Origin of the sequence: Amphritea sp. 1_MG-2023, assembly GCF_030547545.1 — a bacterium.
Taxonomy (GTDB): Bacteria; Pseudomonadota; Gammaproteobacteria; order Pseudomonadales; family Balneatricaceae; genus Amphritea.
On sequence record NZ_JAUOQE010000016.1, the window covers coordinates 37,962 to 50,806 of the forward strand.

At 48.4% G+C, this 12,845-nt stretch carries 13 protein-coding genes; 8 read left to right on the plus strand and 5 right to left on the minus strand.

The window, feature by feature from the left end:
• Positions 1–184: 184 nt before the first annotated feature.
• The 3 genes from Q4488_RS10155 to hisA all read right to left on the minus strand — a co-directional run bounded on the left by Q4488_RS10155 (position 185) and on the right by hisA (position 2,331).
• The gene (locus tag Q4488_RS10155; protein ID WP_303580354.1) at positions 185–577 is read right to left on the minus strand and encodes a hypothetical protein; all 393 of its coding nucleotides are present in this window, start codon (positions 575–577) and stop codon (positions 185–187) included.
• Positions 578–983: 406 nt separating this feature from the next.
• Positions 984–1,595, minus strand: a complete 612-nt coding sequence (locus tag Q4488_RS10160) for a GDSL-type esterase/lipase family protein (protein WP_303580355.1) — start codon at positions 1,593–1,595, stop codon at positions 984–986.
• Entirely contained in the window at positions 1,576–2,331 is a 756-nt protein-coding gene (hisA, locus tag Q4488_RS10165) for a phosphoribosylformimino-5-aminoimidazole carboxamide ribotide isomerase (RefSeq protein ID WP_303580356.1), read from the minus strand. The genes Q4488_RS10160 and hisA overlap by 20 nt, the downstream gene beginning before the upstream one ends.
• A gap of 189 nt (positions 2,332–2,520) precedes the next feature.
• Here hisA and Q4488_RS10170 point away from each other — a divergent pair, with 189 nt between their 5' ends.
• A complete protein-coding gene (locus tag Q4488_RS10170; protein ID WP_303580357.1) occupies positions 2,521–3,873 on the plus strand; it encodes a peptidoglycan DD-metalloendopeptidase family protein in 1,353 nt (450 codons plus the stop codon).
• A gap of 171 nt (positions 3,874–4,044) precedes the next feature.
• Here the strand turns inward: Q4488_RS10170 and hpaD are convergent, their stop codons facing one another.
• Both hpaD and Q4488_RS10180 read right to left on the minus strand, forming a co-directional pair.
• Positions 4,045–4,893, minus strand: coding sequence for a 3,4-dihydroxyphenylacetate 2,3-dioxygenase (hpaD, locus tag Q4488_RS10175; RefSeq protein WP_303580358.1), 849 nt, complete (start codon positions 4,891–4,893; stop codon positions 4,045–4,047).
• 164 nt (positions 4,894–5,057) lie between these two features.
• Positions 5,058–6,122 carry an AraC family transcriptional regulator gene (locus Q4488_RS10180; protein ID WP_303580359.1) on the minus strand — a complete coding sequence of 355 codons (1,065 nt, stop codon included), beginning with the start codon at positions 6,120–6,122 and terminating at the stop codon, positions 5,058–5,060.
• 371 nt (positions 6,123–6,493) lie between these two features.
• Here Q4488_RS10180 and Q4488_RS10185 point away from each other — a divergent pair, with 371 nt between their 5' ends.
• Genes Q4488_RS10185 through Q4488_RS10215 form a run of 7 tightly spaced genes read left to right on the plus strand, consistent with a single transcriptional unit; the run spans position 6,494 to position 12,469 of the window.
• Entirely contained in the window at positions 6,494–7,480 is a 987-nt protein-coding gene (locus tag Q4488_RS10185) for a thiamine pyrophosphate-dependent dehydrogenase E1 component subunit alpha (RefSeq protein ID WP_303580360.1), read from the plus strand.
• Between the two features lie 41 nt (positions 7,481–7,521).
• The gene (locus tag Q4488_RS10190; RefSeq protein WP_303580361.1) at positions 7,522–8,544 is read left to right on the plus strand and encodes an alpha-ketoacid dehydrogenase subunit beta; all 1,023 of its coding nucleotides are present in this window, start codon (positions 7,522–7,524) and stop codon (positions 8,542–8,544) included.
• 2 nt (positions 8,545–8,546) lie between these two features.
• Positions 8,547–8,777 (plus strand): lipoyl domain-containing protein, encoded by a 231-nt coding sequence (locus tag Q4488_RS10195; RefSeq protein ID WP_303580362.1) that lies wholly within the window; start codon positions 8,547–8,549, stop codon positions 8,775–8,777.
• A gap of 17 nt (positions 8,778–8,794) precedes the next feature.
• Positions 8,795–9,472, plus strand: coding sequence for a 2-oxo acid dehydrogenase subunit E2 (locus Q4488_RS10200; protein ID WP_303580363.1), 678 nt, complete (start codon positions 8,795–8,797; stop codon positions 9,470–9,472).
• Positions 9,465–10,226 carry a lipoate--protein ligase family protein gene (locus tag Q4488_RS10205; protein WP_303580364.1) on the plus strand — a complete coding sequence of 254 codons (762 nt, stop codon included), beginning with the start codon at positions 9,465–9,467 and terminating at the stop codon, positions 10,224–10,226. The genes Q4488_RS10200 and Q4488_RS10205 overlap by 8 nt, the downstream gene beginning before the upstream one ends.
• Before the next feature lie 12 nt (positions 10,227–10,238).
• Positions 10,239–10,874, plus strand: a complete 636-nt coding sequence (locus tag Q4488_RS10210; protein WP_303580365.1) for a gluconate 2-dehydrogenase subunit 3 family protein — start codon at positions 10,239–10,241, stop codon at positions 10,872–10,874.
• A 14-nt stretch (positions 10,875–10,888) separates the two neighbouring features.
• A complete protein-coding gene (locus tag Q4488_RS10215; RefSeq protein WP_303580366.1) occupies positions 10,889–12,469 on the plus strand; it encodes a GMC family oxidoreductase in 1,581 nt (526 codons plus the stop codon).
• Positions 12,470–12,845 lie beyond the last annotated feature (376 nt).

A 12,845-nucleotide genomic window follows, 5' to 3' on the forward strand; every position in this document is an offset into this window, starting at 1 on the left:
GGGTAAGCGTCAAGGGCCGCTCCGCATTGGCCGAGCTAGCACAATCTCGAGATACGGTGATGAAAAGGTGATGGCCTCGCTATTCGCTCAGCAAAGCCTACCGGCTGAGTTAAACGCCATTGAGTTTGAAGGGGATCAAAAGCCGCGTACAGCGGCTTTTTTTTTGCGGGAGGTCATCGAGCGGTTAGCGGTTAAGGCAGCGGTTTTCGATCGCTTTACCCGAGGGTAGGCTAAAGCGGCTTTTGTCATCGTTGAAGCGGCTGACGTTAGGGCAGTTATCTGGGTCAATCGCGATGCTCGGCAGAGGCAGTGCCCAGCCATTCTGGATGTCGTCATGACGACGCGGTATTTTATAGCCGAAAATACTGCTGAAAGGTTTATCAGGGCGGTGAAGGGTCTCTTTTTTGAGAAAAAGGTGCCATTGATCGGTAGAGCCTATATAACGTGGTGGACGTTTATAGGCAGAAAGCACTCTGATCGATAACTGACGAAAATCAGTTAGAGAGGTTTCCGTTACAGTCAGATGGTCTTGACTGTTGAGAGTCATTCCTGAGTAACACTGACTCGTCAGCATCATACTCAGTACCATTGAAGATATACGTAACAACATAGGTTTATACAATATAGAGTTAAGGAAGGTGCGAATAAGTCCGTTATGTTCTCTACGGACATGAGAATGGTCAGATACGCGAAAGCCGGTGCAGCGAAATGTCTGGACCTTTTCGAGCTGGCTGACAAAGTAGATGACCATTCTAATATCCGCCCTTCGGGGCTTTCAGAGAAGCAGGATCTCAGCGTTAACATTTTTCGACGTACAAACCAGTATGCCTGTAACGGTTGCCTTGATCTCCAGCTTCTCTGTCAGCCAGAGGCGTAATTGATTTATTCGCACCTTCCCTAAACAACGGTTCGAGTTTTTAGCATGACGGTGAATAGACCGGTAGCGGCTATCAAACCTGATTATTGTAGAAAAATTCCATTGATTATAAAGCGTTATGTTCTTCTAGTAGTGATGCGATACGCTTCGATAGCGCCTGATAGCCTTCATTATTAAAATGCACAGCGTCAGACTTATACGCCGGTGTACGCAATAGCTCGGCAATGATCTGCGGTTCCCATACCAGTGAATAGTCTTCAGCTAATTGTTGATATAACGGCGCGCTATTGGAAAATAGTTTTTTTTCAGGCACCGCTAGCAATACAACATCGATCTGCTGTTGTTGTGCGAGGGTGATCATCTGTGCCAAATTTTGCTTTAACTGATGACGGTCTTGATTGCGAAGAATATCGTTACCGCCTTCCAGCAGTATTAACAGCGCCGGCTGATGTTGTTGCAGTAGCGTCGGCAAACGTTGTAAGCCTGCCGCACTCATTTCACCCGCGATGCCAGCATTGATGACGATGCGTCCCGTGAGTTGTTGCAGTTGACTCGGATAGTCACCGCCTGCGGTACTGCCAATGCCTTGCGTGAGGCTATCGCCGAAGGCGAGAATAACGCCTTCGGGGGGAATATAGTTCAGTTCAGTTTTATCACTGCAGCCACTGATGATGAGCAGTAGTGAGATTAGCGCGCTTCTAACGGTTATTCCAAGCAATGCACTGCTCCAGAGTGACACCGTTACCGCCGAAGATATCCAGTGCGCTGCCGATGGTTAGGTCAACTTTACCGGCGGATAAGCGATCGACCAGCTTGAGATCATCGAGTGAGCGGGCCCCACCGGCATAGGTCACCGGAATAGGGCAGGCTTCACCCAAGAGCGTCACTAAGTCTTCATCGATACCGGCTTGTAGGCCTTCGACATCGGCGGCATGAATAAGGAATTCCGCACAGTGCTGACTCAACTCAGCGAGTGTTGCGGCGTTGACGGCGGTATCGGTGACCGTTTGCCAGCGATCGGTGGCGATATGCCAGCCGCGGTCTGTGCGGCGACAACTGAGATCTAGAATGAGACGTTCTTTTCCGGTTAGTGCTTTGATCTGTTCTAATCGTTGCCAGCTAAACTGCCCGTTATCAAATAGATAAGAGGTGACGATGACATGCGATGCACCCGCCTGAAGAAACTCTACCGCATTGCTATGATTGACGCCGCCGCCAAATTGTAAGCCATTGGGCCAAGTGGCCAATGCTTTCAAGGCTTGCTCTTTATTGCCAGGCCCCAGAGCGATGACATGGCCGCCGGTCAGGTTATGCTGACGATAAAGGTTAGCGTAATATTCGGCATCATATTGACTAACGAAATTGGTTTTTGCGCCCTGATCATTCAGGCTACCACCAACAATCTGTTTAACTTGACCTTGATGTAGATCAATACAGGGGCGAAACTGGGTCAAAAGGTTCTCTCCGAAATTCTCGATATCAGCGGGCTATTGTAGCAGAAAGCGGTCTTACCACTAACAGGCGAAAGAATTTCTGTCATACTTCAGGCATAATTATACTGAACAAATCTTCGTGATGAGGGTCACACCATCATCCCGTGGTGTAGTCTATCGTTAAGTATTATTAAGACAGAGTGGCAGCGTTTGAAAATCGATAATATTAGTGTGCGACTAACGTCGTTTGCTCGCTCGGTCAAATCCGTGCTGAGTCATCTTCCAACTCCGCACCGCGTTGTGCTGGGGAGTGTTTGTCTGGTCTTGTTAGTGTCATTGACGCTCTCCGATGATAGTTCTGCTGTGCCGGTGGCGCCAGGACAGTTTCGTAGTAACCTCGATCTTGAGCTACCTAAAGCTGAATCAGTCAGCCTAGATGAGCCGTCTGAGAGTGCCCAAGAGCCCAGCGCTATTGATGACCCCTCGATCAGTTATGTAGTGAAAAAAGGCGATACCTTAAGCACCATTTTTGATTTCTTGCACATTTCGCAAGCAACCCTCTATCAGTTAATGGAAGCCGATCTTAACCTGTTGGCGCTGGATACCATTCAGCCGGGTCATCAGTTGGGATTTAATTTTGATGAGCATGGCTTGAAGCAGTTTATCTTCCGCTCGGGGCTGACCTATCAGGTGACGTTTGATCGCAGCGCTAAGGGCGATTTTGAGTTTAAAGAGTATATCGAAAAAGGCGGTTATCGTCGGCAAATTATCAGCGGTACGGTTGAGGGTGATCTACCGCGCTCGATGAAACGCGCCGGTGCGCGTATTGCAGAAGCCTATCAGGTGACGAACCTGTTGAAAGAGCGAATGAACTTTAGAAGTCATCTGCGAGCCGGTGATCAGTTTCAGTTAGCGGTGTCACGTCAGTATGTTAACGGTGAATATACCGGTAACAGTATTATCGAGGGCTTCGTCTATGAGGGTGCCGTTCGTCAACAGTCAGCGTTTTTGTTTGATGGTAATTATTTTGATGCCGATGGTGAAAGTCTAGAAAAAGCCTTTCAACGTATTCCGCTGGCAAAGCGTTATCGCATCTCTTCAAGTTTTAATCCTAAACGTCGGCACCCCGTTACCAAGTTGATTCGTCCCCATAATGGTACTGACTTTGCCGTTGGCATCGGTACACCGGTACTCGCTGCGGGTGATGGCGTAGTGCGTCGAGTGATCAAGCACCGTTATGCGGGTCTATATATTGAGATTCAGCATAATCAGAAATACAAAACCCGTTATCTACACTTGAGCAAAGCCTACGTGCGTAAAGGTCAGAAGGTTTCCCGTGGACAGAAAATTGCGGCATCTGGTAATTCAGGTCGTTCAACGGGGGCCCATCTCCACTATGAGTTACACGTCAATGGTCGTCCGGTGAACGCGATGACGGCGAAGATTCCGGTGGTACAGACGATCGCGCGTAACAAGCGAAACGCCTTTAAACAACAGGTGGCCATGCTGACAACTCAGATGTCAGAGCAACTGATGTTGGCCGAAAAGCAGCCATCAGAATAGCGCCGCTTGCTGCGGTGCATAACTGATGGGAAAGGTAGAGAGGTATTAACGGATGATAATCCTCAGCGTGCGGCAATCAGTGATCGACACGCTGAGTTATCCACAGTGAAGGTTAGATCAATCTAGCCGTAGGCTGTAACCGGTTGGCATACTCTGTTAATTGACGCTCGGTTAAACAGGAAAAATCACATTGCACTGTCCGGTGCCTGAGCTTGGGAAGTACTCGGTCATTATTTCGGCACAGCCGGTATAGTTATCCCAACCCAATAGGCCAAACAGCATGGCGGTATCGTGCATCCCCCCTTCGCCCGCACAATCTTTGGCGTATTTTGGCAGAATTTCAAGAAAGGCTTTAGCTTTGCCTGATTTCCACATATCCAGCACCATTAAATCAATCTCCTGATTCATTGGTTCACTGATTTTGAACATGTAGTCGCCAACCACCTTGTTGGGTGGGATGCGGTGGGATAATGAGCCGCTGGCGAGGAAGGCTACGCGTTTATCGGATTGTTTAATCGCTTCGAGCACCGCTTCGCCAACCTGTTTAGACTCTTCCATATCTGCGTCATACATCCAGCCGGCGATGGAAACCACTTTGATATCGTTACCAATACCCAGATAGCGCAATGGCACCAGAGTGCCGTACTGTAATTCTAGGGTTGCTACTTCATGGTGGCAGAGAGTCTTGACTCCGTTAGCGGTGGCGATAGCCGCAATCTGTTGCCCCAGTTCGGGGTCACCCCTGTGGCTATACTCCATATTATTCAGAAAGTGTGGAAACTCGGTGCTGGTGAACACACCGGACATATCCGGCTTGGCATTGATATGAAAACCCGCATTCACCAGCCAGTGGGTATCTGAAATAACCACCGTATCGACGTTTAGCTCACGACACATATCCCCGATGCGACGCAACCCCTGAATAGCTGATTCGCGGATACCGTTGAGCGGTCCTTCTTGTTCAGAAATAAACATCGATGGCACATGTGTTATTTTTGCTGCTAGAACCAATTCGCCCATAACTCACCTCAGTTGTTTTTTATTTGAATAGTCGTGCTGGATCAAATATCCATTGAGCGTGAGTATACGGCGGGTTTTGTATAGCCCTTTGCCATTTAAAGCAAAGCTCTTACCATTTAAGACAGATGTTTTTTAATGCAACGGTGAGTTGCTCCTATGACAAATTACGTTGTCGGATTCGCTAAATGACGGGCACGAAAGGCGGTGGGTGTTTCGCCGGTCCAGCGTTTAAAGGCGCGGTTAAGGTGGGCCGGATCAGAAAAACCCAGCGAGTAAGCGATTTGAGTAATATTCTGCCGTGAATGTTGTAAATACTGACGGGCCAACTCTTCACGGATCTGATCTCGCAGCGCCTGTAGCGGGGTACCGTTTTGACTCAGCTTATATTGTAGGGTTCGGGGAGACATCTTTAGTTCATTGGCAACCGCATCTAAGGTTGTCAGCCCGAGGGGCATCAGATTAATCAGAGCACTGCGTACGGTGCCAGAAAGGTCGGCCATTTGTAACCGTTGGAGATACTCTTCAACTAACTTGTCATTTTGCTCTGCCAGTAAACGGTTGCCTGCCGGGAGGGGGTGATTCAGTTGCTCGGCACTGAGCTGTAGAGCGTTGCAAGGCTGACCGAACAGTACCGGGCACTGGAAGTAAGTTTCCCAGCGGTCGGGGTTAGCCGGGGTTGGGCGGGTAAAACTGACCGCATGGGGCGAAAAGTGCTGATCGGACATATCGCGAAACATTTTCACTACCGCGCCGAAAAAGTAATCGACACCTTCATCGGTGACCAAAGGTTGTTGAGCGGATTTTTTTACCTGCATGTAGAAGTCAACGATTTGCCTGTTTGACGCCTTAAGCGACAGAGAACAACCATCATTGAGTAATACTTCAAAACGCACCATGCGTTGAAGTGCATCGAGCAGGTGGCTACTGGCCCAGAGTGAAAATCCCAGCGCATGGAAGGTGGTTGGGCAAACATACTCAGCGACCCGTAACCCAATATCCTCTTGGCCAGTTTCGGCCAGCGCCAAACGCCATAACTGCCGAGTATTATCAGAGGAGAAACGGATATCGGTGTCGCGCTGGCGGGATAAATCGACGCCTGCCGCCTGTAGTAAACGGTCGCCATCATACCCTAGGGCATCCAGCGCCCGCCCCACGGCGACAGACCAACCTCCCACCACGGTGGAAGATTGTTGGGCGTTCATGTCGCTTGGCTGAGTCTTTTTATTCATGGCACTTGTGACACACCTAACCGAAGAAGTGCTCAGTGTATTGAAAATCCTATAAGGGATACAAACTTATCCACTGCAATGGATGATATTGGTCAATAAGCGCCCGGTAGTGGTTGACCCTTTGAATCAGTGGGTGAGTGATTAGTGGTTTCGGCGTTGCGACACACAAGACAACGGTTTTATCGATGTTGTGTTAAGGGTGGAACAGAGTGTCGCATCGGCTGCGACACCTTGATCTATTGACGTCGCAGAAACGATCAGGCGTGATTCATATTTAGCTTTAAATTGTTTTAAATCAATGGCTTATTGTTTTGGTATGGGGCTTGCTTTTACCTAGGTATAAAAAAATAACTGATACCTTGGAGTCCGCTATGAAACCGAATCAGGAACAGCTGCTATGGATGTATAAGCACATGCTTATTAGTCGCTTCTTCGAAGAAGCGATTGAAACTATTTACATGGAAGGTAAAAAACCTGCGTTCAACATGGCCAATGGGCCGATTCCCGGAGAAATGCATCTGTCTAATGGGCAAGAGCCGTGTGCGGTGGGTGTCTGTGCTCATCTGACAGCGGAAGATATCGTCACTCATACCCATCGTCCCCATCATGTGGCAATCGCCAAAGGCGTTAACTTAAAAGCGATGACGGCGGAGATCTTTGGCAAGGAAACCGGGTTGAGCGGTGGCCGTGGCGGCCATATGCATATTTTTGATAGCGCCGTTAATTTCTCGTGTTCCGGCATTATTGGCCAAAGTCTTGGACCTGCGGTGGGGGCAGCGTTATCCCGTGTGATGCAAAAGAAGAGTGGTGTTGCTGTGGCTTATCTCGGCGATGCAGCGGCCAATCAAGGGGTTTTTCATGAGGCACTGAATATGGCGGCTGTTTGGCGCTTACCCGTGATTTTTATCATTGAAGATAATGCCTGGGGTATCTCTGTGCCTAAACGAAGCAGTACCGCGATTGAGCGTAACTCCGACCGGGCTGCTGCTTACGGTATGCCGGGTGAGTTTATTCCTGGTAATGACCCGGTTGCCATCTTTGATGTGGTGGGCGAAGCCATTGCCCGTGCTCGACAGGGTGAGGGGCCGACGCTTATTGAAATTGAAACCTCGCGTTTAGCGGGTCACTTCATGGGTGACGCTGAAGCTTATCGTCCGGCTGGAGAGAAGGACGCCTTGCAAAAGCTTGATCCTATTCCTGCGATGAAGCAGCGACTTCTAGAACAAGATTTACTGAATGATACCACCGATGCCGCACTGATTGAGGAAGCGCACGCCATTGTTGATGACGCTATTCAGTTTGCCCGTGACAGTGATTATGCCGCACCAGAAACCGCGATGGACAAAGTATTTATTTAAACGGTGCTGGCAAATTAGATCCGCTTTCAGGAGAGATAAAAATGACACAAGTAAAACAAAAAGAACGTAAGTTGACGATCGCCCGAGCAATGGCAGAAGCGATTGCTCAGGAGATGCGCACCGATGACAAAGTGTTTGTGATGGGTGAAGACGTTGGTGCACTCGGTGGCGTATTTGGTAATACCCGAGGCTTACACGAAGAGTTTGGTGATGAGCGTGTGCGCGATACGCCGATTTCCGAAACCGCGTTTATTGGTGCAGCGGTCGGCGCTGCTTCCGATGGAATGAAGCCGGTTGTTGAATTGATGTTTGTTGATTTCTTTGGCGTTTGTTTCGATGCCATCTACAACATGATGGCCAAAAATACCTATTTCTCGGGCGGTAATGTGTCTGTTCCTATGGTGCTGATGACTTCGACGGGGGGAGGTTATTCCGATGGCGGACAGCATTCGCAATGTGTACATGCCACGTTCGCCCATCTGCCTGGCATGAAGGTGGTGGCGCCATCGAATGCTTACGATGCTAAAGGAATGATGATCGCGGCGATACGGGACCCGAATCCAGTGGTGTTTATGTTCCATAAAGCCTTGCAGGGAATGGGATGGCTGGGGACTGAAAAAGACGCCATCGTGCATGTGCCGGAAGACGCTTATGAAGTTGAGCTTGGTAAAGCCGTTGTGACTCGCCCGGGGACGGATGTCACCATCGTGGGCATCACCTCGGGTGTTCATGACGGGCTGAAAGCCGCACGTACGCTTGAAGAGCAGGGTGTCAGTGCGGAAGTGATCGATCTACGTTCACTGGCGCCACTGGATCGTGACACCGTGATTGAATCGGTGAAAAAGACCGGCCGTTTGATTGTAGTGGATGAGGATTACCACAGCTATGGCATGACCGCCGAAGTGATCGCCAGTGTCGTTGAAGCAGGGGTTCCGTTGAAGGCCGCACCTCAGCGAGTGGCGTATCCAGATATTCCAATCCCATTTGCTCGACCGATGGAACAGTGGGCGTTGCCTAGCCCAGAAAAGATTATTGCCGCTTATAACACGATGAAGGAAGACTAAAAATGACTGATGTAATTGTACCCGTAGATATGTGGGAAGAAGACGCTGAGGGTGTACTGACCTCTTGGTTAGCCAGTGATGGTGGTGATGTGTCCGAAGGAGATGTGATTGCCGAATTGATGGTTGAAAAAATTCAGTATGAACTGGAGGCAACGGCGTCAGGTGTTTTAACAATTATCAAAGATGTCGATGAGATTGTCGAAAAAGGTGACACCATCGCCACCATTGGTTAGTTGATTAGGAGAGTTCGATGACAACCTCAGACATCCTCAAGGTAACCCCCCTCAAAGGTTTGAGAGGCATGATTGCCAGCAATATGTGTCGCAGCCTTAATGAGGCGGCTCAATTAACGCATCACGCGGTTTGCTCAGTCGACAATATGTGGCACCGCAAAGAAAAAATGGCCGAACAAGGTGTGAATATTTCGGTTGAAGACTTATTGGCAGATTACGTTGTTAAGGCTTTGCTCAAGCATCCGGTTTTGAACGGCCGTATTGAGAATAATGAGATCTCAATTTATCGCAATATTGATCTGTGCTACGCCATTGGATTGCCCGGTGGAAAGTTGCTCGCGCCAGCGTTGTTCTCGGCGGATCAGCATGATATTGAGGCCAGAGCATTAGCTCGACGTGAGTTGCTTAACCGAGCAAAAGAGGGGCAATTGAGTGTGTCTGAGATGAAAGGGGGGACCTTTACCTTGACGAATCTTGGGCGCAGCCGAGTGAGGTTTTTCACGCCGATTATCAATCTGCCACAACTGGCGATTTTAGGAATCGGTGAAACCTACAACGAAGTGGTTATTGAAGAGGGGCAAGTCGTCACAAAACGACGAATGGGCCTATCACTGACCTTTGATCACCGGGGCGTTGATGGCGGTCCCGCCGCGGATTTTCTGAGCGACCTGTGTCGGGAGATAGAAGGTGAATAGTTTGGCGCTCAAGGGGCGCAGCCAGATTGCGAAGATAAAGCTCAATACGCCGGTTGATATTAATGAGGGGCTTGCACTGGAGCAAACGTTACTGGATCAGGTGCTAAGTGGGCAAGTGTCTTGCGGTTATGCGCTGTGGCGCAGTCAGCAAGCGCTCGTGGTGCCTAGAAGCGCCACGAACCGGCCCAATTTTCAAGCCGCCAGTGACTATTGTGCCGAACAGGGTTGGCCGGTGGTTATTCGCAGTACTGGTGGCGAACTGACGCCACAGAGTGAAGGCTTTATAAATCTGACAATGGCGATTAAGTGTCAAAAGGGTCAGATGAGTATCAAAGAAAGCTATCAGGTTATCTGTAATGGGATCCTAGGATGGCTTTCAACAAATGGGATTCAAGGAGGTTGTTCTGCGATTGAAGGGGCGTTCTGTGATGGTGATTTTAATGTTGTGATTGATGGTCAAAAAATCGCGGGCACTGCACAGCGTTGGAAAAAGATCACCAACCCTTTAGGGCTTGAGGATAGTCGTGATATGGCGTTGTTAATGCATGCGGTTATTTTATGTGAGGGTGACTTGCCGACGATGTGGGGGATCTCAAATGCATTTTATGAAAAGTGTCAATTGAACCCTTTTATTGTGGCCAATAAGCATATTTCACTCGCGCAAATAATGAATCAATCCGGTGAGCAATTTGTTTTAAGGTCACTCGATGGGCTGGATTCATATCTCAATCGTTATATCGAAAAATATCGTTAGGTCGCTGTGTTTTTGACTGTTGAGTTTGGTCTCAATTCAGTTTTAAAAATAATGATAATCCTGGAGATTATAATGAATAAAAATAATAAAGATTTACCGCAATCTATCAGTGCCGATAAAGGCAATGATGCTGTCTGCCTAAATCGGAGACGTTTTTTGTCTAAAACCAGTCGCTGTGCCGTTGCTGCATCCGCAGTGGTTTTAGGTGTCGGACTGTTTGCGCAAAACTCATATGCGGCTAATAAAATTGGTAGCCAGGCAAATGTGTCATTGCTGAAAATGGCACGTGATATTTATCCCCACGATAACTTGGCGGATAAATATTACACTCAAGTGTTAACTCCTATGATTGAAACTGCCGCAAAGGATGATGACGCACTCGCGATATTAGCCGACGGTGCTAAGTCTTTGGATCAAATTGCTCAGCAGCAGTTTGGTATGCATTATATCGACATCAAATCTGAACAGGAGCGAGTTGTTGTCTTGAAACAGCTTGAGTCTGCTCTTTTCTTCCAGAACATCAAAGGTGCGCTGATGATGGGCATCTACAATAACCCCGAGTTATGGCCTCTGTTTGGCTACGGCGGATCCGCTTGGGAAAAAGGCGGTTATATCAACCGTGGTTATAACGATATTGATTGGATCTGAAGAGGGGAATAACGATGTCTACTAAGTTTGATTTAAACGATGCTAGTTTGGTTGTGATTATTGGTTCTGGCGCGGGTGGTGGAACCTTGGCAAATGAATTGGCGCAAAAGGGTATCAGATCCGTTGTGCTTGAAGCGGGTAAACGTTTCAACCTAAGTGATTTTGAAAACGATGAATGGAAAATGTTTAGCAAAATATCCTGGTTGGATAAGCGCCATCTTGTTGGGCCGGCACGGCTTGCCAGTGATTTTCCTAACCTCCCCGCTTGGCTGGTAAAAGGTGTGGGTGGGGCCACGATGCATTGGGCGGGTGTGGCGATGCGTTTTCAAGCGCACGAATTTAAGATGAAAACGACGAACGGCACAGTGCCAGGTGCAAATGTACTCGACTGGCCTATCACCCTGAAAGAGCTAGCGCCTTATTACTATAAAGCCGAGCAAAAAATGGGTGTGTGTGGTACAGAAGCCACCGGTATGCCATTTCATGGCGAGAGTAATCACTATAAGGTGGTTGCCGAAGGTGCCCGCCGGGTGGGCGCTAAATGTGAACAAGCGACCTTGGCGATCAATACGGAAGTTCGAGATGGGCGACCGCCCTGTCAGGTCAATGGTTTTTGTCATCAAGGCTGTCGTATTGGTGCTAAATGGTCAACCATGTACACCGAAATTCCAAAGGCTGAAGCGACCGGTAAAACGGAAGTTCGTCCTGAGTCGATGGTGCTTAAAATTGAGCATGATGAAAGTGGCAAAGTCACCGGCGTATTGTATGCGGATAAAGACGGCAATCAGCGTCTACAAAAAGCACGGGTGGTTGCGGTCGCAGGTAACTCAATTGAATCGCCGCGCATGTTGTTAAATTCTGCATCATCTATGTTCCCCGATGGCTTGGCCAACTCATCTGGTCAGGTGGGGCAGAACTATATGACTCATACCGCGGGTGGTGTTTATGCTGAATTTGAAAAGCCGGTACATATGTATAAGAGCACCGTGGTGCCTGGCATTGTACATGAGTGGAAAGACAATGATCCGAGCCGAGGCCACTTAGGTGGCTATGAACTTGAGATTCTTCATCTTGGCTTGCCCTTTATGTCGGCTTTTCTGAATCCCGGTAAGAGTGGTTGGGGTCGAGGTGTGTCGGATTCACTCGCTAACTACGACAATATGGCTGGTTTTTGGATTTGCGGTGAAGATATGGCGGTCGAGTCCAACAATATTACCCTTCATCCAACTGAAAAAGATCAATATGGACTGCCGATACCGGTGATATATAAAACGGACCATATCAACGATACCCGTATGCGTGACCATGCGTATGCCCGTTCTCAGGAGCTGTTCGATTCTATCGGTGCGCTCAAAGTTAATAAACTGCCGTCTTACCCCGCCAGCCATAATATGGGCACCAACCGAATGAGTGAGCGTGCTAGAGATGGCGTGGTTAATCGTTGGGGACAGAGTCATGATATTAAAAATTTGTTTGTCTCTGACGGTAGTCAGTTTACCTCTAGTGGTACTGAAAATCCGACCTTAACTATTGTGGCATTGGCGATTCGTCAAGCCGATTACATTGCGGATCAGATGAAGAAAAAAGCACTTTAATTTCAAGGTTTTCACTCGGTGTAACTCTTTGGCACGCTTTCGGGCGTGTCTTTTTTTCGTTTTAAGCTTACCGATCAGCGATCAGCGATCAGCGATGAGGGGGTGAATTCGCGAATATCTTTAAGCGGATGGCTGAGTTCTGTCGTCAATCAATGCTGTTTTCTATGCCATATTGACCTATGGCCATCTCAGAGGCTTTCGTTGTCTGATCTCTTGTATTCGCTGCCTTACCTCTTTTTACTCTTCAGAATATTTTTATAAGAAAGCATTTTTTTAGTTGGTGATGACTCATGGCTGTCGCCAACGGATATGGCACTTTAATACTGAATCGCTGTTAGTGAGTATTGACTTGGGGAGCGTCGTTGCCTGCTAGCGG